Consider the following 25,178-nt stretch of genomic DNA (forward strand, 5'->3'; position numbering starts at 1 on the left):
TCGCGGGTGATATTGCTGCATTCAAGGTGGGTGGGAACAAGTGACAGCTCTCGCAGTGCAAGCACTGCTCGTCGCCCTCGGTGCGGCGTTGACGTTCGGGGGACTGTTCGTGTATCGGCGTGGACTGATGCTGTTCGGCGGCCTCGTCGGCCTCGGGCTGGCGTTTCTCGTCACGAGCGTCCTCGGCGTGGCCGGCGCGACGCAGGCGGCCGTCGTCGTCACCACCGGGGTCGTCGGAGCCGCGCTCAGCCAAATCCTGTACGTGGTGTTGCTGGTCGTCCCGGGTGCCGTGACGGGATTCGGAGCGGCGATGCTGGTAACCGGAACGACGCTGACGCCGCTCTCGAACCTCCTCGACCCGGTACTGGTCGTCGGTGCGGTGGTCGGCGCGGCATTGGCAGTCGTGGTGCGGCAGGCAGTCGTCGTCACCCTCAGCGCGTCGTGGGGACCGCTGTTGGTCTGGACGGGCGTCGAGATGGAGGCCATCGTGGCCGCCCTCGGGAACGTCACCGTCCCGACGCCCCCGACGTGGGTTCTTGCCCTCGTGGGTCTCGGCGTCCTCGGACAGGCCGGGACGTGGGCACTCCTGCGGGACGGGGACCTGTCGGACTGGCGCGATAGCGACGACGGCGACGATGGGCCGGAAGCGAGAGTGGGGGAGACGACGGCCAGCGACGAAGCGGCCCTCAGTTGGGAGGGCGGTGACGACGGAGGCGCGAGTGCCGAGACGGGGAGCAGGGACAGCACAGGGAGCGACACGACCGCCGGCGACGACTGACGGCCGGTGCGGGGACGCCTACCGGGCCAGCGGGAGGTTGTACCCGCGCTCGCGGGCGAGGACTGCCTCGTACGTCCGTTCGCACTCACAGGACACCTGTGAGAACACCGACGGGTCCTGTCGGCGGTCGAAGTCCTTGATGGCGTTCTGGACGCGCTCGTCACACTCGCCGCAGTTGTGCGGGCCGCGGTCGCTCCCGTGGCCCACCGGGTCCGAGACGACGATGGCGTCCGCGTCGGCGGTCGCTTCCAACACTTCGGCGACCGACCAGAGCCACGGCGGGCGGTAGCCGCCGTCGTGGAACAGGTCCTCGACCATCGTGTGCCGCTGGACGTTACAGGGGTTCATCGAGACGGTGTGACACCCGTCCACGTCGGCACAGCGGCGGACGGACCGTTTCATGTCCGCGACGGCCTCGCCTTCCGAGAGGAACGGGGGCTTCAGCAGGAGGTACGCCTTGACGCCGCCGCCCGCCGCGGCGGCCTCGGCGGCGGCGGCCTCGAAGTCCGCGAACTCGAAGTACTTGTTCACGCAGTCACGGCGCACGCGGTCCGTCGCGGTTTCGAGGCCGACGGCCACGTCCGTCGCCAGTCCCTGCTCGGTGAACTCGGCGACCTTCTCGCGGTCGACGAAGTCGGGCAACGACTCCACGACGATGCGGTCACGGTCCGCGAACGTCTCGGCGACGGCGCGGCGCGTCTCCGCCGGGACCTCTCGCTCGTCGAGGAACGAGCCGGAGGTGTAGATTTTCACGAGGTCCGCCGAGTCGTCGGCGTTCTCCTCCTCGTGGGCGAGGCACGTATCGAGTTGGGCCATCAGTTCCTCGTGTGTGACCGACCCGCCCTCGACGGATTCGGCGACGTAGCCACACATCGTACAGCCACCGGCCCGTGCCCACCGACAGCCGCCGGTGTTGAGGATGATTGTCAGGGAGTCGACGAACCCGTCGGGCGTGTTGTCCTCGTCCAACCACACCCGGGTCGGTTCGCGGGGGTCGTAACTGGCGTCCTTGCGGGCGCGAATCTCCCGCATCGCGCTGTTGTGGGCGTCCATCCCCTTCCCCTGCTCGTACACCTCGGGACTCGGCTCGCTCATTACCACTCGCTACCGGCCCGAACGGTAAAGACTCACCGTCCCAACCCCGCGTACCAGCCGTGTGGACGGTCACCGGGGTCGGCACCTGTGAGAGGAGGAGATTTGTTGAATTGAGTCCGACCCTTTCTGATTGAGTAAAATATTATCTAACACCGCTGCGGAGACGCCCTTGTGATGCAGAGTATCGACCCGGCGACGACGGAGTGCATCGGGACGTTCGAGAGCCACGACGAGCAGGCAGTCGAGACGCGACTTGCGCGGGCCAGCGAGCGGTTCGAGACGTGGCGGGACCGCCCCATCACGGAGCGACAGGCGATGCTCGCTGGCGTCGCCGACGTACTCGAAGCCAACGAGGCGGAGTACGCCCGGACGATGACGGCGGAGATGGGCAAGCCCATCACGCAGGCCCGGAGCGAGGTCAGGAAGTGTGCCCGCGTCTGTGAGTACTACGCCGAGAACGCGGCCGTCTTCCTGCAGGACGAACGGGTCGGTGTCGAACCCGATGCCGACACGTACGTCACCTACGAACCGCTGGGGCCGGTACTGGCCGTGATGCCGTGGAACTATCCATTCTGGCAGGTGTTCAGGTTCGCGGCACCGGCACTCGCGGCCGGAAACGTCTGTCTGCTCAAACACGCCCCCAACGTGCAGGGGTGTGCCGAGGCCATCGCGGACGCGTTCGAGCGAGCGGGGTTCCCGGCGTCCGCGCTTCAGGTACTTCGCGTGGCCGACGAGGCGGTAGCCGACATCATCGCAGACGACCGGGTTCGTGCGGTGACGTTGACCGGGAGCGTCGGTGCGGGGCGGGCCGTCGCGCGGGAGGCCGGCGCGCAGTTGAAGAAGACGGTGCTGGAACTCGGCGGGTCGGACCCGTTCATCGTACTGGACGACGCCGACATCGAAAGCGCGGCGGCAGTGGGGTGTCAGTCTCGCACCTACAACACCGGCCAGTCCTGCATCGCGGCCAAGCGGTTCATCGTCCACGAGGCCGTCTACGACGCGTTCCTCGACCGACTCGCGGCCGAGATGGACGCGCTCGTCGTCGGCGACCCGACGGACGACGCGACAGACGTGGGGCCGATGGCGCGAGCGGACCTGCTCACCGACCTGCACGAACAGGTCGAGCAGAGCGTGGCCGCCGGCGCGACGGTCGAGCGCGGCGGGGAACCACTCGACCGCGAGGGGCATTTCTACCCCCCGACAATTCTGACCGACGTGCCCGCCGACGCCCCCGCGGCGTGTGAGGAACTGTTCGGACCCGTCGCCGCCGTCCTCGCGGTCGAATCCGCCGAGGACGCACTCGAACTCGCCAACGACACGGAGTACGGCCTCGGCGCGACCGTCTGGACCGACGACCGAGAGCGCGGCGAGGAACTGGCCCGGCGGATAGACGCCGGCGGCGTCTTCGTCAACGAGTTCGTCACGTCCCACCTCGAACTCCCCTTCGGTGGCATCAAGAACTCCGGGTACGGGCGGGAACTCGCCGGCGAGGGGATTCGCGAGTTCGTCAACAGGAAGTCCGTCTGGGTGAGCGACCCGTCTTGAGCGACGACGCTCGGTGCCGCTCCGGTGGAAGTCCCCATATTCGTATTGAGTTCAAGTATTTGTATAAATATTGTATACAAAAGGATTAATAGCCATAGTATTCGAACACACGACGTTCACGGAGCGCGACAGCTCCGGGCAGGAGAGACAGATGGCAAAATCAACGCACACAGATGTCACGGAGGACACGGAGCCGGAAACAGCACTGGAGACGGCGCGCCACCAACTCGAACGGGCGGCCGACCACGTCGACGTCGACCAAGGCGTCATCGAGCGGCTGAAACACCCGACGAAGGTCCTCAGCGGTTCGATTCCGCTGGAGCGGGACGACGGCACCGTCGAGGTGTTCACCGGCTACCGGGCACAGCACGACGACGTACGCGGCCCGTACAAGGGTGGCCTGCGCTACCACCCGGACGTGACCGAAGACGAGTGCGTGGGTCTGGCGATGTGGATGACCTGGAAGTGTGCCGTGATGGACCTGCCGTTCGGCGGGGCCAAGGGCGGCGTCGTCGCGGACCCCAAGGCGTTGAGCGAGGACGAACGAGAGCGACTCACCCGCCGGTTCGCCGAGGAGATGCGTGATTTCGTCGGCCCGACCAAGGACATCCCCGCGCCGGACATGGGGACCGACGCCCAGACCATGGCGTGGTTCATGGACGCCTACAGTATGCAGGAAGGCGAGACGGTGCCGGGGGTCGTCACCGGCAAGCCTCCGCTCATCGGCGGGAGTTACGGCCGCGCGGAGGCACCTGGGCGGAGCGTCGCCATCGTGGCCCGAGAGGCCGCCGACTACTACGGGATGGCTCTCGACGACGTGACCGTCGCCGTCCAAGGGTTCGGGAGCGTCGGTGCGAACGCGGCGCGACTGCTCGACGAGTGGGGAGCCACCGTCGTCGCCGTCAGCGACGTCAACGGTGCCGTCTACGACCCGGACGGCCTACCGACCCGGGACATCAGTGCCCACGAGGAGGAACCAGAGGCCGTGACCGACGTGGCGGCGGCGTCACGAATCAGCAACGCCGAGTTGCTGGAACTCGACGTGGACATCCTCATCCCGGCGGCAGTCGGGAACGTGCTGACCGAGGCCAACGCCGACGCCGTCCGGGCGGACATCGTCGTCGAAGGTGCCAACGGGCCGACGACGACGGCGGCCGACCGGATTTTCGCCGAGCGTGGCGTGGCTGTCATCCCGGACATCCTCGCGAACGCCGGCGGCGTGACGGTGAGTTACTTCGAGTGGCTGCAGGACATCAACCGCCGACAGTGGACGGTCGAACGCGTGCGCGAGGAACTCGAATCAGAGATGCTCTCTGCGTGGGCCGACATCCGCGAGGAGTTCGAACAGCGAGACGTGACGTGGCGGGACGCGGCCTACATCGTCGGCCTGTCACGGGTCGCCGAGGCCAAGAGTACGCGCGGACTCTGGCCCTGACGCCCCACACCGCTCGCCGGCGAGCCGTCTCGGTTTACCGCTCCGTTCCACCCCAACTGCGTGCGTGGTGTTCTGTCGCCAGTGGCGACAGCGTTCCCGTCACGCCGGCGGCGTGAGGCGGGTACTCAGTCCCCGTCGAAGCCGTGGGCTTCGATGCGTGAACTGCCCCCCGAGAGGCGCGACTGGGCGACCAGTCCGGCACCGAGCAGGACCCACAGGAGAACGATGCCCCACTCGAAGGGCCACTGCAACGCGGAGGGCGCGCCCGGGAGGTACATCCCGGTGAACCCGAGCGTCAGGACGAGACCGAGGACGCCCACAGCCCTCCCGGCAGGCAGTTTCAGGGGACGGTCCATCTCGGGTTCGCGGACGCGCAACACGAGGAAGGAGACGACGACCATCAGCCACGCGACGATGATGCCGAGGCCGCCGGCGTTGACTATCCAGATGAGCATCTGTTCGCCGAACAGTGGCGCGAACACGGACAGCCCGCCGACGAGCGCGAGTGCCCGGGAGGGGGTGTTCGTCTCCGGGTTGATGGTCGCCAGCGTCTCGGGCAGCATGCTGGACTCGGCGAGGGCGTAGATGGCGCGGCTCCCGCCGAGCAAGAAGGAGTTCCAGCTAGTGAGGATGCCGGCGATGCCGGCCAGCGCCATTATCCGCCCGACGAGCGCGCTACTGAACAGTGCCTCCATGGCCGACGCGGCAGGGAGGGAACTCTCGACCAGTGCCGACCCCGGGAGTGCCTGCCCGGAGGCCCAGATGACGAGGATGTAGAAGAGCGCGGCGACGGAGACGGCGATGACGATGAGCAACCCCAGCGTCCGCTCGGAAACGTCCGCTTCCCCGGCGGCCTGCGGGATGACGTCGAACCCGACGAACATGAACGGCGTCATGATGGCGACGGTGAGTACGCCGGCCATCCCGGCGTCGGCGAACGGCGGCGTCGACGGCGATTGGCCGTTTGCCACCGCGCCGATGGCCAGCGTGACGCCGGCGAGACCGATGACGAGCGTCAGAATCGTCTGGAACTGCGCCGCCGGTTGGACGCCCCGGTAGTTCAGGTACGTCATGACGAGTGCCCCGACACTGCCGACGAGTACCCACGTCCCGTAGACGGTTTGGCCGGCGACTGTCCAGAGGGGGAACGCGTTGAACCCCGGCACGACGTACGCCAGTGCCGACGGGAACGCGACGACCTCGAAGACGACGACGCCGACGTACCCCAGAATTAGCGACCACGTACAGACGAACGAACCAATGGGGCCGAGTGCGCGCATGCTGTAGACGTGTTCTCCGCCGACGAACGGCATCGCCGACGCGAGTTCACCGTATATCAGCCCCACGACGGCGACCATGAACGCCCCGAGGACGAACGCTAGCACCGAGCCGGTGACACCGCCCTCGTCTATCCAGTATCCCGACTGGATTATCCATCCCCAGCCGACCATGGCACCGAAGGCCAGTACGAACATATCGCGCTTCGAAAGAACGCGCGAGAACTCACCGTCCGTTTGTTCACTAACCATATGGTCTCGTTTTCCGAGGAACGTTTATATCTTACTGAGTCCGAAAAGGCTTGATTATTTCGAACATTGTCCAAGATGTTCGAACGACACGGCAGTCGTCGCACGACCCGACGGCACGGTGGCCGTCACGCGAAACGGGGCCGGGTCGTTGGCCACAGTGTCCTGGCAGTCGACGGTCAGTGCGGGTGGACGACGTTCCGCAACTGGGCGTCCTCGTCGCCGTCGAGGAGCGCGCGGACGTTGTCGCCGAGAACCGCCGCCAGCCGTGGCCAGTGTTCCGGCGTGTGGCCGCCGGTGTGCGGTGTCACGAGGGCGTTGTCGAGTCCCCAGAGCGGGTGGTCGGCCGGGAGTGGTTCGGGGTCGGTCACGTCGAGTGCGGCACCGCGGATGCCGCCGGTCCGGAGGGCCGCGACCAGCGCGTCGGTGTCGACGACGCGACCGCGGGCGACGTTGACGACGACGGCCGACGGCGGCACCGTCGCGAGCGTGTCGGCGTCCAACAGTCCGCGAGTCAGGTCCGTCAGCGGACACGCGAGCACCACGTAGTCCGCCCGCGCGAACGCCTCGTGGATGCCGTCGTAGCCGACCACCTCGTCGGTCGGGCCGCCCTTCGCCGGGGAGTGCCGGACGCCGACGGTGTGGACGTCGAACCCGGCGAGTCGGTCGACGACGGCCGTCCCGACGGCACCGAGGCCGACGACGGTCACCGTCGACCCCTTGAGTTCCGTCGACTGGACGTGTTGCCAGACGCCGCGCCGGCCACGCTCCCAACTGACGTGGAGTCGCCGGGCGAACGTGAGGACGTAACCGAGAACCTGTTCGGCGATGCCCGGTGCGTGAATCCCGCTCGCGTTCGTGACAGTGACGCCGCGGTCGGCGAGCGCGTCCACGGGCAGGTGGTCGGTGCCCGCGAACGTGCAGGCGAACAGGTCGAGGGCCTCGGCGTGGGCCAACAGGTCGCGGTCGATGTCGTTGCCGGTGACGACGGGTGCCCCCCGAATCAAGTCGCGTTCGGCGGCGGGCGTCGGTGCGTGGGCGACGGTGTACTCCGGGAGAGCGGCGGCGAGTTCGTCGGCGTAGGCACGCGTCGAGAGTCCCTCGGTCCCCTCGCGTAACACGACAACGTCGGGCGATTCGGCCATCAGTCCCCCACGACGACAGGTTCCTCGGGGACCGTGCCGTCCCGGTGCCAGCCGCGAATCTCGTAGTACTCGTCGAGTGCGTCCTCGAAGCCGGGGATGTCGTAGGGGAGTTGGTCGTCGTCGCGGTCGAACCCGCGCTGGTTGTTGAAGTGGCGTTCGAGGGTGACGACTTCGGCACCGATGGCGAGCAGGGAGCCGATGTCGCGGCCGAACAGGCGTTCCAGTCGGTCGTGGGTCAGGAAATCACGGGAGAACCGACAGATGATACCGCAGTCCTCCAGCGCGCGCTGATTCTCCTGCTGGACGAGCAGTTCGGGCTTCCCGTCGAGGCCGTCGCGGCCGACGGCGTCTGCCTCGGGCACGAGTGGGTACTCGTAGGAGTAGAACACCGAGAACATGTGGTCTGCACCGCGGTTCGCCGTGGCGTAGCTCAGCCCCTGTCCGTTGAGCGTCCGGCCGTCGTGGGCGGGGAACTCCAGCCCTTTGACCGTCCAGTTCTCGACGCCCAGTTCGTCGTGGAAGCGGTCGATGCCCTCGGCGAGCAGGTCACCCTCGTCCTCGCGGTGGGCGATTTTCTCGACGAGGGTCTCGATGAGGTCGACGTTCCCGAACTCGTCGTTGGCGGCGAGATACGCAGACACCACGTCGCCGGTGCTGATGGCGTCGAGGCCGTAGCGGTCACACTGCTCGTTGGACTTCATCACGTCCACGATGTCGTCGACGCCCGCGTTCGACCCGAACGCCATCACCGTCTCGAACTCCGGCCCCTCCGTCTCGACGCCGCTCTCCTCGTCTTTCGTCGGGAGTTTGCAGGCGAAGGCACACGCCGAGCAGGTACCCTTCTCGTACTTCTTCGCCTCGACGGCGTCGCCGCCGATAGCCCCAGCGTCCTCGAAGGACGTGTCCTCGAAGTAGTAGGCCGGGAGTGCCTCGATTTCGTTCGCGTACTCGGTGACGCTGGTCGTCCCCTGACGTTTCATGATGTGGTCGTCCGTCGCCGCCTCGCGGTGGATGTCCATCTGCATCGCCGGAATCTCGATGTCCGGCGCGGACTCACCGCTGAACGTGATGGCTTTGACGTTTTTGGCACCCATGACCGCGCCGAGGCCGCCGCGGCCGAACGCCCGCGTCTCGGAAGTCATGACGCAGGCGAACCGCACCTCGTTCTCGCCGGCCGGACCGATGACCGCCGTGTTGTCCACGTCGATGTCGGGGCGGTCCGTGAGGGCGGCGACGGTGTCCGGTACCTCGGCACCGGCCAGTTCCGGGACTGGTTCGAACTCGACCCCCTCGTCGGAGACGTGGACGGCGAGGAGTTCGTCGCTCGCACCGTGGAACTCGACGGCTCCGTAGCCCGTCGCCGCGAGGTTGCGTGAGAGGAAGCCACCGGCGTTCGAGGACAGCAGGCCGTCGGTCAGCGGCGAGACGCCGGTACAGTTCGTGCGGCCGGTGAAGCTCATGTTCGAGGCCTGCATCGGCCCGGTAGTGAAGTAGAGGCGGTTGTCGGGGCCGAGCGGGTCCGCGTCGAACGGTATCCGCTCGTGTGCGAGTTTGGTCGCCACGCCACGCCCACCGATGAACGATTCGAGAACGCCGTCGACTGATTCGGCGTCTGTTCGCTGGGCGGTCAGGTCTATCGACAGGAGGTCGCCGACAGTGTGGAGCATTACCCGACCAGTGCGTGCGGGCAATATTAAAATACGGTGTTCGGTAGGACTCAGTACGAGTTATCTATTTTAGATAGAATTTTGTCCAATAGCGGTCGGGCGCGACACCGTACACCGGTGTATCCCGGGCGGAGCGCGTAAGAGGATAAAATACAGTAAATCCTCATTTAGTTGGACGGAATACAAAGATTTAGTATCTAGTAGAATTGTGTTCTACTATGGCCGTAGAGCAGACCTTCGACGACCTCCACTTCGCGCAGGAGCCGAACGTCGAAACAGCGATTCCCGGACCGGAGTCGGAGAAACTTCTCGAACGGCAACGCAACATCGACAGCAGTGCCGTCGCGTACCCGAAGGCCGTCCCCATAGCCATCGACGAGGCCAAGGGTGCGACGATACGCGACGCCGACGGGAACACGTTTCTGGACTTCTTCGCTGGTATCGGCGTCCTCAACGTGGGACACTCGAACCCGTACGTGCTGGAGGCAGTCCAGGAGCAGACCGAGAAGGCCGCACACACCATCGACTTTCCGACCGAGGCACGACTGGACCTCATCGACGCACTGAACGACATCGCGCCGGGGGCACTCCCGGACAACAACCGCGTCGTCTTCGGCGGGCCGACCGGGAGCGACGCCATCGAGGCGACCATCAAACTGGCCAAGTACAACACCGGTGGCGACGGACTCATCGCGTTCCGGGGGGCGTACCACGGCGGCAGTGCCGGGGCACTCAGTCTGACGGCGGGCAAGAAGTACAAGGAAGACTACGCCCCGATGCTCCCGAACGTCCACCACGTGCCGTATCCGTACGCACACAAGCAGGAACTCGACCCACAGGAAGCGTGCGACCGGGCACTCGCGAACGTCCGCGAACTCCTCGAAGACCCCTACGGCGGGATGACGAACCCGGCGGGAATCTGGGTCGAACCGATTCAGGGCGAGGGCGGCGTCGTCGCCCCGCCCGAGGGGTTCCTCCCGGGCCTGAAGGAAATCGCCGAGAACAACGACATCCCACTCATCGTCGACGAGATTCAAACCGGGTTCGGTCGGACCGGCGAGTGGTTCGCCAGCGACCACTACGACGTGACCCCCGACGCCATGCCGATGGCGAAGGCAATCGGCGGTATCGGACTCCCGCTGTCGGGGACGATGTACCACGAGGACCTCGACACGTGGGACGCCGGCGGCCACGTCGGTACGTACCGCGGCAACGCCCCGGCGATGGTCGGCGGCGTCCGCGCCATCGAATACATCCGGGACAACGACCTGCTCGCCCACGCACGTGAGGTCGGGAGCTACATCCGCGACCGCCTGCGGGAGTCGGCCGGCGTGAACGACCGCCTCGTCGACGTGCGCGGCCGTGGCCTGTTCGTCGGTGCGGAGTTCGCCGACGGCGAGGAACAGACCGGCAAGGAACTCGTCAAGGCCATACAGCAGTACTGCTACGAGCGCGGCGTACTAGTGTGGTCCGCCGGCCGCCACGGGAACGCACTCCGACTGATTCCACCCCTCGTGCTCACGCAGGAACAGGCGACCGCAGGGATGGACATCATCTGCGAAGCCATCGAGCAACACGCACCCTGACCGCCGCCGTACCCGCGCCCGACGAACCGCGCCGCGTCCCCGGCCTTCGAAACCCCCGGACCAGTATACATTTGTATGAGCCCACAATCATTGGACAGTGTTCAGAACGTGCCCATGGATGAGAAGGACATTCGAATTCTGACGACGATAGCCAGAGACGGCACGGCGAGCCCAGATAAAATCGAGGAGGCGACCGGCATCCCGAAATCGACGGTCCACTACCGGCTGAACCAACTACGCGAGGCCGGCGTCATCAAAAACGACCTCTACGACATCGACCTCGAGAAGGTCGGGCTCTCGATTACGCTCATCTCGGAGATTTGGGCCGAGTTCGAGGAGGGGTACCACGAAACCGTCGGGGAGAAACTCGCGGCCGTCGAGGGCGTCAACCAAGTGTATTTCACCATGGGCGACACCGATTTCGTCGCCATCGCACACGTCGCCAACCGCGAGATGGTCGAGGAACTCGTCGAAGACTACGAAGCCATCGGCGAAATCGAGCGCACCTCCTCGAAGTTCGTCATCACGACGGTCAAGGACGAACACAACCCGCTCAACGACTTCGACACCGAGACGCTCGTCGACGCTCTGGCCGAGTGACGAGAACGCCAAAGCCCGACGCGGTTGCCTCGTTTTCCGTCGGTTAGACGATGTCGCGGGCCGCCATCTCCTCGATGGTCTCGTCGTCGTACCCAAACTCACGGAGGACCGACTCGGTGTGTTCGCCCAACTGCGGCGGGTGGCGGTCGATGGCCGTCGGCGTCCGCGAGAAGTGCATCGGACTGCCCGCCATCTCGACGCTGCCGATGGTCGGATGCTCGACCGTCCGGTGCATATCCCGTGCCTGTACCTGCGGGTTCTCGAAGACATCCTCCATGTCGCAGACGCGGCTGGCGGGGACACCCGCCTCCTCCATCCGCGCCACCGCCTCGGCGGTCGAATACGATTCGAACTCGTCGTTTAGGATTCGGTCCAACTCCGACCGGTTCTCGACGCGGTCGGCGTTGACCGCGAAGCGGTCGTCGTCGACGAGGTCCTCGCGGTCGATAGCGCGGCAGAACTTCGGCCAGAGGTTCTCCGAGGCCGTCGCGACGACGACGTAGCCGTCGGTCGTCTCGAACGCCTGGTACGGAGCGATGGTCGGGTGCTTGCTCCCCATCCGTCCCGGCGGGTCCCCGGTCGCGAAGTAGTACGACGCCATGTAGGACATCCACGCAACCTGTCCGTCGAGGAGGCTCACGTCCACTTTCTGGCCGGTCCCGTCGCCGAGTTCCCGATAGAGGAGTGCCGCGAGGATGGCCTGCGTGGCGTACATCCCGGCACCGATGTCGGCGATGGCGACGCCCACCCTGACCGGCGGGCCGCCCTCCTCGCCGGTGATACTCATGAGTCCGCCTTCGGCCTGCATCATGATGTCGTAGGCCGGACGGTCCTTGTGTGGCCCCCACTCGCCGTACCCCGACAGCGAGCAGTAGACGAGTTCGGGGTTCTCCGCGCTGAGAGTCTCGTAGTCCAGTCCCCACTCGTCCATCTTGCCGACCCGGAAGTTCTCGACGAGGACGTCTGCCTCGCTCGCCAAGTCGCGGAACACCTCACGGCCCTCCTCGCTGGCGAGGTTCAGCGTCAGCGAACGCTTGTTGCGGTTGACGCTGACGTAGTACGCACTCTCGTCCCCGTAGGTCGGCGGGTGCCAGCCGCGAGTCTGGTCGCCGCCGTCGGGCCGCTCGATTTTGATGACCTCGGCACCGAGGTCCCCCAGTTGCATCGTACAGAACGGCCCCACGAGGACGCGGGAGGCGTCGAGGACGGTCAGCCCCTCTAGAGGCTGTTCGTCGCTGTCGGAGGTGCGTGCTTCGCCGGTCATGGTTACTCGTAGGCGGGGATGCCGGTGAGGTCCTCGCCCAGAATGAGCGTGTGGATGTCGTGGGTGCCCTCGTAGGTGTAGACGGTTTCGAGATTCGCCATGTGACGCATCGGCGAGTAGTCGGCAGTGATGCCGTTCCCGCCCAAAATCTCCCGGGCGATGCGTGATTGGTCCCGCGCCATCCGCACGTTGTTGCGCTTTGCCAGCGAGACGTGCTGGGGCCGCATCTCCCCGCGTTCTTTCAGGTCCGCCAGCCGGTGGGCGAGCAACTGCGCCAGCGTAATCTCGCTCGCCATCTCCGCGAGCTTGTCCTGTTGCATCTGGAACCGCGCGATGGGGCCGCCGAACTGGTCGCGGTCTTTCGCGTAGTCCAGCGCCGTCTGGAAACTGTCCCGTGCCGCCCCGATGGCTCCCCACGCGATGCCGTAGCGCGCTTGCGTGAGACACGACAGCGGCCCGTTCATCCCCTGCACGTCCGGCAAGACGTTCTCCTCGGGGACGAAGACGTTCTGCAGGCTGATTTCGCCCGTGATGGACGCACGGAGCGAGAGTTTCTCGTCGATTTTGTTGGTGGTGACGCCGTCGCGGTCGGTTTCGACGAGGAACCCACGCACCGGCGTGTCGGGGTCGGAGGTGTCACGTGCCCAGACGACGGCCACGTCCGAAATCGGGGAGTTGGTAATCCACGTCTTCGCGCCGTTGAGCACGTAGCCGCCGTCGGCGGCTTCCGCCCGGGTCTCCATGGCCGTGGGGTTCGAGCCGTGCTGGGGTTCGGTCAGGCCGAAACAGCCCACCGCCTCGCCCGTCCCGAGTTTGGGGAGCCACTCGTCTTTCTGCGCCTCGCTCCCGAAGGCGTGAATCGGGTACATGACCAGCGCGCCCTGCACCGAGGCCATCGAGCGCAGCCCCGAGTCACACGCCTCCAACTCCTGCATGAGCAGGCCGTAGGCCTTCTCGCTGACGTTGGGCAGGCCGTAGCCCTCAAGGTTCGGGGCGTAAAAACGGTAGTGTTCAGATTAGCTGATTCCATGCGAAGGCAAACGATTGGAGCCAGTCGTCAGCTGTGTCTCGCTCGGCGTTGCTGAAACAGTTTGAGAACGAAGAAGTACGTCGTTTTACCTCACGAAAGACACGTTCGACACTGTTCCGATTTCCATGACGTTCATATCTGAAATCGAGGCCGTGTCGTTGACAGGCGTCTTTCAGCGGGGCGGCACCATCGACGAGAAACACGGCGTCGTCGACGGCGTGTTTCTCGCGGAGTTCGGCAAAGAACGCGTGAGCGAAAGCGTTTGTTCTCACTGGCTCAAGCTTTGTATGGAGTAATTCGTTCGTGTCAGGATCGACGGCGGCGTACAGCCAGTAGCGCTCGTCGTCAAGCTGGATCACAGTTTCGTCGACCGCAACGTGATCTGGCTGGCGTCCATCCTGGGGCTGTAGATCGGCCTTGTGAACCCAGTTGTGAACAGTGGATCGTGCGCGTTGGACACCGAATACATCAAGAAACGAAACAGTATTCGAAAGCGAGAGTCCAGCAAGATGCAACTGAATACTGAGTTTCATCAGCAGTTGCGGTGTCGCTTCGCGCTCCACAAACTCTAACTCGATCTGGTCTAAACAGCCGTTGAGGCGGTCGGTTTTTGGCATAGAGCACTAAAAACCGCATCCGCCTCACCTTTCAAGCTTATCTGAACACCGCCGTAAAAACCCATCTCGCCCATCTCCGGGATGAGGTCGGTCAGGAAGGTACCCTCGATCCAGTGGTCACCGATGTCCGGTGTGACGTTCTCTTCGACGAACTCTCGGGCGGTCTCCTGTATCATCCGCTCTTCGTCCGAGAGGTCCGACTCCAAGTTCACGTAGTCGAGCATTACGAGGAACCAGATGTCGCAGAGGATATAATTTTTTGGATTTTATCCATACTTAGCTATTTTTCTCGTATAATATCTAATCAAGACTCCTGCATCGCTAGCTGGCTCCGAACGGACAGGACCGGGAGTCATCCTCTGAGAGGAGTAGATGGGTGTCCGGTTCGGCACCGAACCGCCGGATGTCGTCGGGAGTCCGTAACGGACCCGGTTGTTTTTTCTTCCATATAGTCCCTTATTCTTGGATTAGGTACGAAATTGCGAAGGTATTATATACAATGGTGTAAAACAGCGTGGCAGGTATGCGAGATAACATCAAGAACACGATTGACCGGCGGAACTTCGTGAAGGCGGCGGGATTGACGAGCACACTCGGTGTCGCAGGGGTGTCCGGGTGTCTCGGGGGCGGGGAGTCAGACCAAGGGAGAGACACGTTCAAGTTCGGTGCGGTGACGTCGCTGTCCGGTGACCTCCGGTTCGGTGGCGAGGTGACGCGCCGTGGGTACGACCTCTGGAAGAAGACGGTCAACGACAACGGCGGCATCGAGATAGACGGCAGCAGTTACGAAGTCGAACTGACCTACGCGGATGCACAGTCCGACCCGAGCACCGGTGCCGACGCGGCGTCACAGATGATTAACAACGAGGGCGTCGACGCGGTGCTGGGCCCGTACTCCAGTAACGTGACGCTGGCGGTGGCACCCATCATGGAGAAAAACCAGACGCCGCACATCACCGGGAGTGCCGAGTCGCCGCGTATCTGGGGAGAGCAGTACAACCACACGTTCGGGACCGTCCCGGCGGTGACCCAGATTGCACGGCAGACGGCCGACGAGATTCTGTCGCTCGACCCGGCGGCCGAGTCGGTGTACGTGAGCGGCGTGAACGGGCCGTTCTCGGAGGCGACGGCGAGCGCGATGCGGGCCGCCGCCGAGGACCGGAACGTCGAGGTGCTCGATTACAGCCTGAACCCGTCCGACACCGACTGGACGAACGTCGTCAGTAGCGCGAAAGACCAGGACCCGGACCTACACTTCCACGGCGGCCACATCGGGAGCCACGTGAGCCTCCTGAACGCTGCAGACCAGTTGAACTACCAGCCGAACGGCTTCTTCTGTCACTACGGCGTGAACACGTCGAGTTTCAGAGAGGGGCTCGGCGACGGGGCCACGAACACGTTCGGGGCGACGGTGTGGCTCCCCAGCGTCGAGCGCGCCGGCGGTGTCCTGTTCGGCTCCGCGGCGGACTACGCCGAGGCGTCCCGGAACGAGTTCGACGCGGAGCCGGACTACACGCAGGCCGGGTCCAGTGCCGCGGGCATCGTCTACCAGCAGGCACTCGAGGAGTTGGGGGCGGCCCCGCCGCTCTCTGCCTCCGAGCAGAGCCAACTCGTGAGCATCATCGAGGACATCGAGGTCGAGACGTTCTACGGGGACGTCACGTTCGACAAAGAGGGCGAGTTCTACCACAACAACACGACAACGGACCCGCTGCCGATTCAGTTGCAGGACGACAACGAGGCAGTGGTCGTCGGGTCCTCGGCGTCGGCCTCGGACGCCAACTACCCAGTCAGTGAGTAACGATGGTCTCGACAGAACTCCTCGTCCAGTCAATCATAAATGGCCTGCTGCTCGGGGGCATCTACGTCACCGTCGGCGTGGGATTCGCGCTCGTGTTCGGCGTCTTGGAGATAATCGACTTCGCCGTCGGCGAGTACGTGATGCTCGGTGCCTTCACCGGTGCCATCGTGGCCCCGATACTCGGTGGTGAAGGGTTGTTCGTCGTCCCGATAGCGTTCGTCGTCTTCTTCCTCGTCGGCGTCGCCGTCCAGCCGTTCATCCACCACGTGACGACGGGAGACCGACCGATGCCGTTGCTGATGGGACTCGTGTTCACGTTCGGGCTTGCGACCTTCCTTCGCGGGTCGGTCCTGACGATTTTCGGCCCGAACACGCGAAACGTCCCGACGAAGGCACTGAGCGGCGGCATCGACGTGACGGGTATCGGCGTCTTCCCGGAAATACGGGTCGTCACCGCCATCGTCGGCGTGCTGTCGCTCGTCGCGTTCATGTACTACCTCTACCGGACCACCGGCGGGACGGCCATCCGGGCCATCGCCGAGGACCGGGACATCGCGGGGCTGATGGGCGTCAACATCAACCGGTACCAGTCCATCGCGTACGGCGTCTACGCCGGCCTGACGGCGACGGGCGGGGTCTTCATCGGCCTCATCTACGCCGCCGGCCCCGGCATGGGCCTGCAGTACACCGCGTTCGCGTTCTTCATGATCGTACTCGCCGGGCTGGGCTACCTACCCGGAATCATCGTCAGTGGCGTCGTCCTCGGGTTAGTACAGTCGCTGACGTCGATTTATCTCGGCGGGGACGTGGTGTTTTTCGCCCTGTTCGGGCTGATTTACCTGCTCCTGCTGGTCCGGCCCGAAGGACTCCTCGGCAAAGGGGAGGTGGCCTGACGTGAGTACCGAAAACGAGGCGACCGTTCGGGACCGCATCCAAGCCATCTTCGAGCGCGACGATGCCCCCTTCTGGCTGTTCGCCATCGCGGCACTCGTCCTGACGGTGCTCCCGTTCGCGCTCGACACGTTCTGGACGCGTATCGCTCTCGGCGCGTTGCTGTGGGTCGGCCTCGCCCAGTCGTGGAACATGATCGGCGGCTACGCCGGCTATCTGGACTTCGGTCACGGGGCGTACTTCGGCGTGGGCGCGTTCGTCACCGGCATCGCGATGACGGAACTCGGCGTCTCCTTCGTCGTGGGCCTGACCATCGCGGCCGCGTTCTGTGCCGTGCTCGCCTACGCCGTCGGCGTGCCGACGCTCCGCCTGTCGGGTGCGTACTTCGCCATCGCGACGTGGGCGTTCGCGGAGGCCATCAAGGAACTCGCACTCATCCTCGACATCACCGGCGGCAACTACGGGATGACGTTCCCCACGGGACCGGAGTCCACGGGCCTCCCGTTCGTCGGTGCCCCGAACGAGACGTTTTTCTACTACCTGATGTTGGTGCTGTCGCTCGGGACCATCGCGCTCGCCTACTGGCTCTTCGAGCGCAGCGAGTTCGGCTTCCGCGTGAAAGCGATTCGTGACCACGAGGACGCCGCCCAGTCGCTAGGCATCGACGCGACCCAAATCAAACGACGGGTGTACGTCCTCTCGTGTGTCATCGCCGCGCTGTTCGGCGGTGCCAACGCCTACTACATCACGTTCATCCACCCGAACGACGTGCTGGCACCCCTCATCACCGACCAGATGATAATCATGGCACTGCTGGGCGGACTCGGCACCATCGGCGGCCCCATCATCGGCGGCGTCATGATATTCCTGCTGAACCGCTTATCGTCGCTGTTCCTCGGGAGCTCGACGCTGTATCTGCCGCTCATCGGGTTGCTCATCATGGCCACCGTGCTGTTCGCGCCGAGCGGCGTCGTCGGCATTCTCCGAGGGGAAGTCGGCCGCGACGACGTCAAACGCAACCTGCGTGAACTCGGCGAGAAGTTCGACATCCTGTAACCATGTCCGAACCACTACTCCAGACCGACGGCCTCACGAAGCAGTTCGGCGCGCTGACCGCGAACGACGACATCACGTTGCGCGTCGACCGCGGCGAGATTCGTGGCATCATCGGCCCGAACGGCAGCGGCAAGACGACGTTTTTCAACTCGCTGACGGGTTTTTACACGCCCGACGGCGGGACCGTTACCTTCGATGGCACGGACATCACCGGCTGGGAACCGCACGAAATCGCCCGGCGCGGCGTCGGCCGGACGTTCCAAATCGCCGCACCGTTCGGGAACATGACCGTCCGGCAGAACATGCTGGCGGTCCAGACGCCGGACGACGTCGACGAACACGAGCGTGCACAGGAGATACTCGAGTTCCTCGAAATCGACCACATCGCCGACGACGGTGCCAGCGGGATGAGCGGCGGACAGAAGAAACTCCTCGGCCTCGGCCGCGTGCTGATGCTCGACCCGGAGATGATTCTGCTCGACGAACCGACGGCCGGCGTCAACCCGGCACTCGCGGACCGCATCCTCGACCACCTGCGGGAACTCAACGAGGACGGGACGACGTTCATGATAATCGAACACGACATGGACGTGTTGAAACAGATAGTCGACACCGTCTCGGTGCTGGACCAAGGGGAACACATCGTGCAGGGTACCTTCGACGAGGTCAGTACGGACACTCGCGTCCGCGAAGCGTACCTCGGGTCCGCCGACGAGGAGGAGGTGCCGATATGAGTTCGGACCGCCAGCAGACGACGCGGTCGGACCCCCCCGTCCTCCGCGCGGAGAGCATCGTCACGGGGTACGGTGACCACGAGGTCATCCACGGCGTCGACATTCAGTCCCACGAAGGCATCACCTGTCTGTTCGGCCCCAACGGCAGCGGGAAGTCCACGCTGCTGAAGACGCTGAACGGGTCCGTCCCCATCTGGGACGGCACGATTACCTACGGGGATACGGACCTGTCGGACGCCAAGCCGGACGAAATCGTCCGCGAGGGCATCGCCACAGTCCCCCAAGGTGGCGGCGTCTTCGGGACGCTCACCGTCGAGGAGAACCTGCAGGTCGGCGGCTTCACCGTCTCCGACAAGGACGCGTATCGGCGTCGGCGTGAGGAAGTCCTCGACGCCTTCCCGGCACTGGAAGACAAACTGGACGACCGGGCGTCGTCGCTGTCCGGCGGCCAGCAGATGATGGTGAGTCTCGGCCGAGCGATGATGACCGGCGCGGACACGTTCCTGCTCGACGAACCCAGTGCCGGCCTCTCGCCCGCGCTGGTCGAGGACGCCTTCGAACTCGTCGAGCGTCTCGTCACGCGCGGTGCGCGCATCATTCTCATCGAGCAGAACGTCACGGCCGCGCTCCGTCTGGCCGACCACGTCAACATCCTCGTCGCGGGGGAACTCGCCTTCGACGGGTCACCGGACGAACTCTCCGACGAGAACGAACTGATGGAAGTGTACCTCGGACTCTAGCGCGACTCCCGAGCCACCCACCGTCCCGACGACTCATCCAAACACCACGAGACGACCCAGAGCACCAGGCCAGCCACGAGGACACCGAGCGTGTTGGCCGCCGCGTCGAGTCTGTCGAACGTTCGGAACGGCAGGGCCGACTGGACGAGTTCGATGCCGAGACCGTACACGCTCGCGACGACGGCCACCACCACCAGCAACCGGAACGTGGTCGCCCACAGCGCGTAAGCGAGGAGGACGGTCAGAACCGCGTACGCAATCGCGTGAACCCACTTGTCCGCACCGACGAGTCCGAGCGGCCCGACCGCTGGTTGCCCACCCGACGGCGGGTTCACGACGGACGCGGCGAACACGATACCGGCGTACACGATAGCCGGGACTGTCCGACCGGGCCATTCCCTGAGCGAGTGCCGAATCGACTGCACGTCCGTCCCTCGACAGCAGAGGCTGAAGACTGCTCGGGTTCGCCGGGCCGTCACCGTGGCGTCGATGCGGGCCGCCGGTGGTGTCCCGTTTGCGACCAGTTCGCATGGACGTAGCGTAAACAGTACTAGTTACAACTCGCGAGCAACCAATAATCCGTTGTAGCCCCTAGTAAAGTACGGTACGTTAATTCATGACAAACCTCGGTGGATTCCACGACAACGTGGCACGGGTAGACCTCGGCTCGGGCGACGTGAACTACGAGAGCATCGACGACGAGGACGCGAAGAAGTACATCGGGGCGCGGGGCCTCGGTGTCAAGTACGTCTTCGACCAAGGCCCGGACGTGGACCCGCTGGGCGAGGACAACCTGCTCGCGTTCATGAACGGGCCGCTCACGGGTACACAGACCACGATGAGCGGCCGTATCGCCGTCTGCACGAAGTCACCGCTGACGGGGACGGTCACCGACTCCCACCACGGCGGGTGGTCGGGGGCACGGCTGAAGTGGGCCGGGTTCGACGGCCTGCTGTTCGAGGGGCGGGCCGACGAGCCAGTGTACGCCTTCGTCGAGGACGGCGAAGTCGAACTCCGGGACGCCTCACACCTCTGGGGGTCGGGCGTCCACGAGACGCGGGACACGCTGGAGGAGGAACTGGAAGGGGCCTACGGCAAGAACCTCTCGATGATGGCCATCGGGCAGGGCGGGGAGAACGAAGTCAAGTACGCCTGCATCGTCAACGAGGACGACCGAGCCTCGGGCCGGGGCGGCACTGGCTGTGTGATGGGCAACAAGAATCTCAAAGCCGTCGTCGTCAAGTCCACGACGAAGATGCCCCAGCCGGCGGACAAGGAGACGTTCATGGAGGGGCACAAGCAGGCCATGCAACTCATTCAGGAGTCGGAGGTGACGGCACCGAACGAGGGCGGCCTCTCGATGTACGGGACGAACGTCCTGATGAACGCGACCGAGGAGATGGACGGCCTGCCGACGAAGAACGGCCAGTACTCCTCGACGCGGGCCATGTCCGACGCCGAAGGCGACGGCGAGCGAATCATCGACGCCGAGAAAGTCAGCGGCGAGAACGTCCGCGAGAACATCCTCGTGGACGAACCCACCTGTCACTCTTGCCCGGTCGCCTGCAAGAAGGAAGTCGAGGTGACGGCGATGCACAAGGGCGAGGAGATGAACGTGCGGATGGAGTCCTACGAGTACGAATCCGCGTGGGCACTCGGTCCCAACTCCGGCCATCACGACCGGGACCGCATCGCCGTGATGCTCGACAAGTGCAACGACCTCGGCATCGACACCATCGACACGGGCAACACCATCGCGATGGCGATGGAGATGACCGAGGAGGGGAAATTCGACGAGTTGGGCGACGTCTCCGAGTCGGGAGACTCGGAGGCTCGGGAGACAGCGTCTCCCGGCGGCATCGACTGGGGCGACTCCGACGAGATGATAGACCTCATCGAGAAAATCGGCCACCGCGAGACCGAGCTCGCGGACCACCTCGCGGAGGGACCGACCCACCTCGGCGACGCGTTCGACGCCCACGACAACTCACTCGCGGTGAAGGGGCAATCGATGGCGGCCTACGACCCCCGGTGCATGAAGGGGATGGCCATCGGCTACGCCACCTCGAACCGCGGGGCCTGTCACCTGCGCGGGTACACCCCCGCCGCCGAGATTCTCGGCATCCCCGAGAAAGTCGACCCCTACGAACCGGCGGGTAAAGGCGAGTTGTGTGCTACCTTCCAGAACCTCCACGCCATCAGCGACAGCTTCGACATCTGCAAGTTCAACGCCTTCGCGGAGGGCATCGAGGAGTACGTCCTCCAGTACAACGGCATGACCGGACTGGACGTGACCGAGGAGGAACTCATCGAGGCCGGCGAGCGCGTCTACAACCTCGAACGCTACTACAACAACCTGTGTGGCTTCGACGGCGCAGACGACGACTTGCCCGACCGCTTCGTGGAAGGGTCCGAGAACGCAATCCCCGCACAGGGCGCGAGCGAGGGCGAACTCGCCGAACTCGACCAGATGAAAGACGAGTACTACGAGGTTCGGGGCTGGGTCGACGGCGTCGTCCCCGACGAGAAACTCGACGCACTCGACATCGACGTCGGTCCCGGCACCGGCGTCTCCAGCGAGGGCGGCGCGGCCGCCCCGAGCGACGACTAGGGATTCGCCTCGGTCACGACGCTCGTGCGTTGTGTCTCGGGGTCGACGTAGACGAGGAGTGACCCGTCGTCGGTGGTCGCCTCCGCGACCCAGACGTGTTGCTGTTGTTCGATGCCCGTTACCGTGGCGTCGATGCCGCGGTTCGCCAGTTCCTCTTCGGCCAGTTCCGTCGCGTGGTCTTCGTCCTCGACGGTAACGTTCGTCTCGGGGAGGCGAACCGTCATCACCGGACAGGACGCGCGGCGGACGAGTCGTTCGGCGACGCTGCCGATGAGGCGGCGCTCGATGCCCGACCGGCCGTGTGTCCCCGCGACGACAAGGTCCGCGTCTATCTCGTCGGCGTAGTCGAGAATCGTCGTCGCCGGGTCCCCTTCCAGTACCTCTGCCGCCACGTCGACACCGTGAGCCTGCACCATCCGCTCTACCTTCTCGACGGCGCGTTGGCCGTACTCGCGGAGTTCGGGTTCGGTTATCTTCATGCTCTGTAGCAGCGACCCAACGTCCTCGTCGACGACGTAGACGACGTGTACCGTCGCGTCGTACTGCTCGGCGAGGTCGATGGCCTGCATGGCGATGTGCGCGCTCCCGGTACTCCCGTCAGTGGGTACAAGTATTCGGTCGTACATGTTCGGAACTCCGCCGGGGAGACCTAAATACCGGCCACCCGATTCCCGGCGTCTGAGAACACGCGTCGGGAACGCTCTTTTTAGTTGCGCCCGTACTCCGTGTCGTGACCGACCGACTCACCGACGTGGCACTGACACACGACCACGTCACCGTCGACGGCACGCGCCTCCACACCGTGACGGCGGGCGACCCGGCGGGACCGCTCGTCGTCTGTCTCCACGGGTTCCCCGAGTTCTGGTATTCGTGGCGCGCCCAGATACCCGGGCTGGTGGCGGCCGGGTACCGCGTCGTCGCGCCCGACCTCAGGGGGTACAACCGCTCGGAGAAACCGCCCGGCGTCGGCAGTTACACCCTCGACGAACTCGTCGGCGACGTGACGGGACTGATACGCCACTACGGGGAGTCAGCCCACCTCGTCGGCCACGACTGGGGCGGGACACTCGCGTGGACGACGGCCGCGGAGCATCCCGAGTTGCTCGACAGCCTCACCGTGATGAACGCACCACACCCCGCGGCACTGGCCGAGCGGTTCGACCTCGCGCAACTGCGTCGGTCGTGGTACGCGCTCGCGTTTCAACTCCCGTGGCTCCCCGAGCGGCTGCTGACGCTGGGCCGGGGCCGTGCGGTCGGGTCGATGTTCCGCGAAAGCGCGGCGACCCCAGCGGCGTTCACCGACGAGGACATCCACCGCTACCGCGAGGCGTTCTGCCGTCCGGGGGCGGCCCGCGCCGCCGTCAACTACTACCGGGCGTACGCCCGCGAGACGGCGGGCGCGATACTGCCCGGCACCGCCGCCGCACCGCCCGCCGACACCGAGAGTCAGGTGCCGACGCTGTTGCTGTGGGGCGAGCAGGACCCGGCACTCGGCGTCGGCCTCTCGGAAGGGTTGGAGCGGTGGGTCGCCGACCTCCGGGTCGAGCGGTTCCCGGAAGCCAGCCACTGGGTTCACCACGACGCGCCCGAGCGAGTGGGCGACCGGCTACTCGAATTTCTCGACGGCCACGGTGCCGACGAGGACGCAGGCCCGAATCTCTAGGGCCGTCTCGAACTCCTCGCGGCGTCCCACCCGGCGGCCGTCTCGGCGGAGTTGTTCGTGGTGGGCACGCCGCACCGCGTCTCTCTCGCGGTCGTCGAACCCGACCCGCTCGCCGATTTCCTCCCAGTGGCCGTCCTCGACGAAGAAGGCGGCGTAGTCGTCTGTCTCGTGTGCGAGTTCGTACTCGCGGCGGTACTGCTCGCGGCACTCCCGGAGGTCGGCCTGCACCACGTCCACGAGGTCCGGGAGTTGCCGCGGCCCGACGCTCGCCTTCGCCGCGACGAGCAACAGTGTCTGCCCGTCGATGGGGTCGCCCGCCATCAGCCACCGGCACGCATCGCCTTCTGCGAGAACTGCTCGACCAGCGGCTCCACGGCCGATTCCGAACCCTCGAAGGTGACGCTCACTTCGGTCAACTGCATCGACCCGGCCACGTCCACTTTCTCGGCCGAGAGCGTGACAGTCCAGTCCGGGCCTGCGACGCGGGCCTCCGCGTCGTCCTCACGGTCACCGACCACGAGGTCGCCGCCGAGGTTCTCGAGGTAGTGGACGGCCAACCGCTTCGAGATGCCGCGGAACGCCTTGTCGACTCTCATCGGTCGACCCCCTCCGCGCCGCCGGCAACCGGGGGGAAAATAGAGAGGGAGTCGCCGTCCGAGAGGGGCGTCTCGGCCCCCTGCATGTGGACGACTTCCCGGCCGTTCTTGAGGACGGACAGTTGTGGCCGAATCTCGCCCTCCTCGTCGAGGAGTTGCCGTTCGAGGTCCCGGTAGTCGGATTCGAGGGCGGCGAGGACATCGGCCACCGTCGCGTCGTCGGGGAACTCCCGGTCGAGTTCCTTCTGCCCGACGACGGCCCGGAAGGTGGCGAAAAAGCGCAGTTCGAGGTGCATGTCCACGGAGAGGCGCGCTGGCGGTATAAATTCGGCGCGGGTCAGAGGTCGCGCAACCGGATGCCGTCGTCGACGACCCGGTGGGTCCGCTCCCTGTCGAGTCGCTCGCCGAGGTCGTCGTGGTCGTACAACTGCCCGATGAGGTCGGCCATGAGGTTGCGCCACGCGATGGCGTAGATGGGGGACTGGCCCCACGCCCGGAGTTCAGGGACGAACGCGTCGTAGGTTTCGAGACGGTCGTCCATCCGCTCGATGGCGTCCAACACGTACCCCGTGGCTTCGGCGTCGTCGTCGGCCTCGGCGATGGCGTGGTTGATGCGTTGTTCCCAGCCCTCGACGGCGCGTTGCATGTCCTGTGCCGCCGCCTGCCCGTCCTCCGGGAGCGAGTCGAGAATCGGTGCTGGCACGCCCAGCGATATCTCGTCCATGCCTCCGGGAGGGACGGCCGAGACTAAAGTTTCCCGGCGGCGACCATTACAGATTTCACTCTGGGCCGGGCTAT

Annotated in this window: 24 protein-coding genes and 2 pseudogenes; 12 read left to right on the forward strand and 14 right to left on the reverse strand. The window is 65.2% G+C overall.

Annotated features, from left to right (window positions below; genetic code table 11):
* Positions 1–40 precede the first annotated feature (40 nt).
* Positions 41–778, forward strand: a complete 738-nt coding sequence (locus tag MUG95_RS05375; RefSeq protein WP_247010047.1) for a hypothetical protein — start codon at positions 41–43, stop codon at positions 776–778.
* Positions 779–796: 18 nt separating this feature from the next.
* Here the strand turns inward: MUG95_RS05375 and MUG95_RS05380 are convergent, their stop codons facing one another.
* Positions 797–1,873, reverse strand: coding sequence for an archaeosine biosynthesis radical SAM protein RaSEA (locus MUG95_RS05380; RefSeq protein WP_247010048.1), 1,077 nt, complete (start codon positions 1,871–1,873; stop codon positions 797–799).
* Positions 1,874–2,047: 174 nt separating this feature from the next.
* Between MUG95_RS05380 and MUG95_RS05385 the strand changes: the two genes are divergently transcribed.
* Positions 2,048–3,418 (forward strand): NAD-dependent succinate-semialdehyde dehydrogenase, encoded by a 1,371-nt coding sequence (locus MUG95_RS05385; protein ID WP_247010049.1) that lies wholly within the window; start codon positions 2,048–2,050, stop codon positions 3,416–3,418.
* 151 nt (positions 3,419–3,569) lie between these two features.
* Entirely contained in the window at positions 3,570–4,853 is a 1,284-nt protein-coding gene (gene gdhB, locus MUG95_RS05390; RefSeq protein ID WP_247010050.1) for a glutamate dehydrogenase GdhB, read from the forward strand.
* A 125-nt stretch (positions 4,854–4,978) separates the two neighbouring features.
* On the opposite strand, the gene MUG95_RS05395 is transcribed toward gdhB, so the two are convergent.
* The 3 genes from MUG95_RS05395 to MUG95_RS05405 form a co-directional block, all read right to left on the reverse strand.
* A complete protein-coding gene (locus MUG95_RS05395; RefSeq protein ID WP_247010051.1) occupies positions 4,979–6,382 on the reverse strand; it encodes an APC family permease in 1,404 nt (467 codons plus the stop codon).
* 176 nt (positions 6,383–6,558) lie between these two features.
* On the reverse strand, positions 6,559–7,524 hold the full coding sequence (locus tag MUG95_RS05400; RefSeq protein WP_247010052.1) for a D-2-hydroxyacid dehydrogenase: 966 nt from the start codon (positions 7,522–7,524) through the stop codon (positions 6,559–6,561).
* Positions 7,524–9,191 (reverse strand): aldehyde ferredoxin oxidoreductase family protein, encoded by a 1,668-nt coding sequence (locus tag MUG95_RS05405; RefSeq protein ID WP_247010053.1) that lies wholly within the window; start codon positions 9,189–9,191, stop codon positions 7,524–7,526. The genes MUG95_RS05400 and MUG95_RS05405 overlap by 1 nt, the downstream gene beginning before the upstream one ends.
* 218 nt (positions 9,192–9,409) lie before the next feature.
* On the opposite strand from MUG95_RS05405, the gene MUG95_RS05410 reads away from it, so the two are divergent.
* Both MUG95_RS05410 and MUG95_RS05415 read left to right on the forward strand, forming a co-directional pair.
* Positions 9,410–10,777, forward strand: coding sequence for an aspartate aminotransferase family protein (locus tag MUG95_RS05410; RefSeq protein ID WP_247010054.1), 1,368 nt, complete (start codon positions 9,410–9,412; stop codon positions 10,775–10,777).
* 114 nt (positions 10,778–10,891) lie between these two features.
* On the forward strand, positions 10,892–11,377 hold the full coding sequence (locus tag MUG95_RS05415; protein ID WP_247010055.1) for an Lrp/AsnC family transcriptional regulator: 486 nt from the start codon (positions 10,892–10,894) through the stop codon (positions 11,375–11,377).
* Between the two features lie 43 nt (positions 11,378–11,420).
* Here the strand turns inward: MUG95_RS05415 and MUG95_RS05420 are convergent, their stop codons facing one another.
* The 4 genes and pseudogenes from MUG95_RS05420 to MUG95_RS05435 form a co-directional block, all read right to left on the reverse strand.
* A complete protein-coding gene (locus MUG95_RS05420) occupies positions 11,421–12,641 on the reverse strand; it encodes a CaiB/BaiF CoA transferase family protein (protein ID WP_247010056.1) in 1,221 nt (406 codons plus the stop codon).
* A gap of 2 nt (positions 12,642–12,643) precedes the next feature.
* Positions 12,644–13,642: pseudogene (locus MUG95_RS05425) on the reverse strand (acyl-CoA dehydrogenase family protein); the annotation flags it as partial.
* A 10-nt stretch (positions 13,643–13,652) separates the two neighbouring features.
* Entirely contained in the window at positions 13,653–14,288 is a 636-nt protein-coding gene (locus MUG95_RS05430; protein ID WP_247009449.1) for an IS6 family transposase, read from the reverse strand.
* A 53-nt stretch (positions 14,289–14,341) separates the two neighbouring features.
* Positions 14,342–14,512 (reverse strand): annotated as a pseudogene (locus MUG95_RS05435) (acyl-CoA dehydrogenase family protein); the annotation flags it as partial.
* A 299-nt stretch (positions 14,513–14,811) separates the two neighbouring features.
* Between MUG95_RS05435 and MUG95_RS05440 the strand changes: the two are divergent.
* The 5 genes from MUG95_RS05440 to MUG95_RS05460 are packed head-to-tail and all read left to right on the forward strand — an operon-like array spanning position 14,812 to position 19,510.
* The gene (locus MUG95_RS05440; RefSeq protein ID WP_247010057.1) at positions 14,812–16,089 is read left to right on the forward strand and encodes an amino acid ABC transporter substrate-binding protein; all 1,278 of its coding nucleotides are present in this window, start codon (positions 14,812–14,814) and stop codon (positions 16,087–16,089) included.
* Between the two features lie 2 nt (positions 16,090–16,091).
* A complete protein-coding gene (locus tag MUG95_RS05445; RefSeq protein ID WP_247010058.1) occupies positions 16,092–16,982 on the forward strand; it encodes a branched-chain amino acid ABC transporter permease in 891 nt (296 codons plus the stop codon).
* Between the two features lies 1 nt (position 16,983).
* Complete coding sequence (locus tag MUG95_RS05450) at positions 16,984–18,036, forward strand: branched-chain amino acid ABC transporter permease (RefSeq protein ID WP_247010059.1); 1,053 nt, start codon at positions 16,984–16,986, stop codon at positions 18,034–18,036.
* Positions 18,037–18,038: 2 nt separating this feature from the next.
* Positions 18,039–18,770 carry an ABC transporter ATP-binding protein gene (locus tag MUG95_RS05455; RefSeq protein WP_247010060.1) on the forward strand — a complete coding sequence of 244 codons (732 nt, stop codon included), beginning with the start codon at positions 18,039–18,041 and terminating at the stop codon, positions 18,768–18,770.
* On the forward strand, positions 18,767–19,510 hold the full coding sequence (locus tag MUG95_RS05460; protein ID WP_247010061.1) for an ABC transporter ATP-binding protein: 744 nt from the start codon (positions 18,767–18,769) through the stop codon (positions 19,508–19,510). The genes MUG95_RS05455 and MUG95_RS05460 overlap by 4 nt, the downstream gene beginning before the upstream one ends.
* On the opposite strand, the gene MUG95_RS05465 is transcribed toward MUG95_RS05460, so the two are convergent.
* Positions 19,507–19,935 (reverse strand): VanZ family protein, encoded by a 429-nt coding sequence (locus MUG95_RS05465; RefSeq protein ID WP_247010062.1) that lies wholly within the window; start codon positions 19,933–19,935, stop codon positions 19,507–19,509. The genes MUG95_RS05460 and MUG95_RS05465 overlap by 4 nt on opposite strands.
* Before the next feature lie 191 nt (positions 19,936–20,126).
* Here MUG95_RS05465 and MUG95_RS05470 point away from each other — a divergent pair, with 191 nt between their 5' ends.
* Positions 20,127–22,121 carry an aldehyde ferredoxin oxidoreductase family protein gene (locus MUG95_RS05470; RefSeq protein WP_247010063.1) on the forward strand — a complete coding sequence of 665 codons (1,995 nt, stop codon included), beginning with the start codon at positions 20,127–20,129 and terminating at the stop codon, positions 22,119–22,121.
* Here MUG95_RS05470 and MUG95_RS05475 read toward each other — a convergent pair.
* Positions 22,118–22,747: a universal stress protein gene (locus MUG95_RS05475; protein WP_247010064.1), complete on the reverse strand. Its 630-nt coding sequence runs from the start codon at positions 22,745–22,747 to the stop codon at positions 22,118–22,120. The two genes, MUG95_RS05470 and MUG95_RS05475, sit on opposite strands and share 4 nt — an antisense overlap.
* A gap of 104 nt (positions 22,748–22,851) precedes the next feature.
* On the opposite strand from MUG95_RS05475, the gene MUG95_RS05480 reads away from it, so the two are divergent.
* Positions 22,852–23,784, forward strand: a complete 933-nt coding sequence (locus MUG95_RS05480) for an alpha/beta fold hydrolase (RefSeq protein WP_308219589.1) — start codon at positions 22,852–22,854, stop codon at positions 23,782–23,784.
* Here MUG95_RS05480 and MUG95_RS05485 read toward each other — a convergent pair.
* The 4 genes from MUG95_RS05485 to MUG95_RS05500 are packed head-to-tail and all read right to left on the reverse strand — an operon-like array spanning position 23,728 to position 25,104.
* Positions 23,728–24,105, reverse strand: a complete 378-nt coding sequence (locus MUG95_RS05485) for a DUF8048 family protein (RefSeq protein ID WP_247010065.1) — start codon at positions 24,103–24,105, stop codon at positions 23,728–23,730. The two genes, MUG95_RS05480 and MUG95_RS05485, sit on opposite strands and share 57 nt — an antisense overlap.
* Positions 24,105–24,380, reverse strand: coding sequence for a MoaD-like domain-containing protein (locus MUG95_RS05490; RefSeq protein ID WP_247010066.1), 276 nt, complete (start codon positions 24,378–24,380; stop codon positions 24,105–24,107). The genes MUG95_RS05485 and MUG95_RS05490 overlap by 1 nt, the downstream gene beginning before the upstream one ends.
* The gene (locus MUG95_RS05495) at positions 24,377–24,676 is read right to left on the reverse strand and encodes a ubiquitin-like small modifier protein 1 (protein ID WP_247010067.1); all 300 of its coding nucleotides are present in this window, start codon (positions 24,674–24,676) and stop codon (positions 24,377–24,379) included. The genes MUG95_RS05490 and MUG95_RS05495 overlap by 4 nt, the downstream gene beginning before the upstream one ends.
* 41 nt (positions 24,677–24,717) lie before the next feature.
* On the reverse strand, positions 24,718–25,104 hold the full coding sequence (locus MUG95_RS05500; protein ID WP_247010068.1) for a DUF7971 family protein: 387 nt from the start codon (positions 25,102–25,104) through the stop codon (positions 24,718–24,720).
* Positions 25,105–25,178 lie beyond the last annotated feature (74 nt).

Source organism: Halorientalis litorea (genome assembly GCF_023028225.1).
Lineage (GTDB): Archaea > Halobacteriota > Halobacteria > Halobacteriales > Haloarculaceae > Halorientalis > Halorientalis litorea.

Coding starts and splice junctions, on each gene's coding strand:
- MUG95_RS05445 (WP_247010058.1), top strand. CDS start 16,092: ATGGTCTCGACAGAACTCCTCGTCCAGTCAATCATAAATGGCCTGCTG.
- MUG95_RS05485 (WP_247010065.1), bottom strand. CDS start 24,105: ATGGCGGGCGACCCCATCGACGGGCAGACACTGTTGCTCGTCGCGGCG.
- gdhB (WP_247010050.1), top strand. CDS start 3,570: ATGGCAAAATCAACGCACACAGATGTCACGGAGGACACGGAGCCGGAA.
- MUG95_RS05430 (WP_247009449.1), bottom strand. CDS start 14,288: ATGCCAAAAACCGACCGCCTCAACGGCTGTTTAGACCAGATCGAGTTA.
- MUG95_RS05440 (WP_247010057.1), top strand. CDS start 14,812: ATGCGAGATAACATCAAGAACACGATTGACCGGCGGAACTTCGTGAAG.
- MUG95_RS05405 (WP_247010053.1), bottom strand. CDS start 9,191: ATGCTCCACACTGTCGGCGACCTCCTGTCGATAGACCTGACCGCCCAG.
- MUG95_RS05470 (WP_247010063.1), top strand. CDS start 20,127: ATGACAAACCTCGGTGGATTCCACGACAACGTGGCACGGGTAGACCTC.
- MUG95_RS05385 (WP_247010049.1), top strand. CDS start 2,048: ATGCAGAGTATCGACCCGGCGACGACGGAGTGCATCGGGACGTTCGAG.
- MUG95_RS05400 (WP_247010052.1), bottom strand. CDS start 7,524: ATGGCCGAATCGCCCGACGTTGTCGTGTTACGCGAGGGGACCGAGGGA.
- MUG95_RS05475 (WP_247010064.1), bottom strand. CDS start 22,747: ATGTACGACCGAATACTTGTACCCACTGACGGGAGTACCGGGAGCGCG.
- MUG95_RS05460 (WP_247010061.1), top strand. CDS start 18,767: ATGAGTTCGGACCGCCAGCAGACGACGCGGTCGGACCCCCCCGTCCTC.
- MUG95_RS05415 (WP_247010055.1), top strand. CDS start 10,892: ATGGATGAGAAGGACATTCGAATTCTGACGACGATAGCCAGAGACGGC.
- MUG95_RS05500 (WP_247010068.1), bottom strand. CDS start 25,104: ATGGACGAGATATCGCTGGGCGTGCCAGCACCGATTCTCGACTCGCTC.
- MUG95_RS05490 (WP_247010066.1), bottom strand. CDS start 24,380: ATGAGAGTCGACAAGGCGTTCCGCGGCATCTCGAAGCGGTTGGCCGTC.
- MUG95_RS05420 (WP_247010056.1), bottom strand. CDS start 12,641: ATGACCGGCGAAGCACGCACCTCCGACAGCGACGAACAGCCTCTAGAG.
- MUG95_RS05410 (WP_247010054.1), top strand. CDS start 9,410: ATGGCCGTAGAGCAGACCTTCGACGACCTCCACTTCGCGCAGGAGCCG.
- MUG95_RS05495 (WP_247010067.1), bottom strand. CDS start 24,676: ATGCACCTCGAACTGCGCTTTTTCGCCACCTTCCGGGCCGTCGTCGGG.
- MUG95_RS05395 (WP_247010051.1), bottom strand. CDS start 6,382: ATGGTTAGTGAACAAACGGACGGTGAGTTCTCGCGCGTTCTTTCGAAG.
- MUG95_RS05455 (WP_247010060.1), top strand. CDS start 18,039: ATGTCCGAACCACTACTCCAGACCGACGGCCTCACGAAGCAGTTCGGC.
- MUG95_RS05380 (WP_247010048.1), bottom strand. CDS start 1,873: ATGAGCGAGCCGAGTCCCGAGGTGTACGAGCAGGGGAAGGGGATGGAC.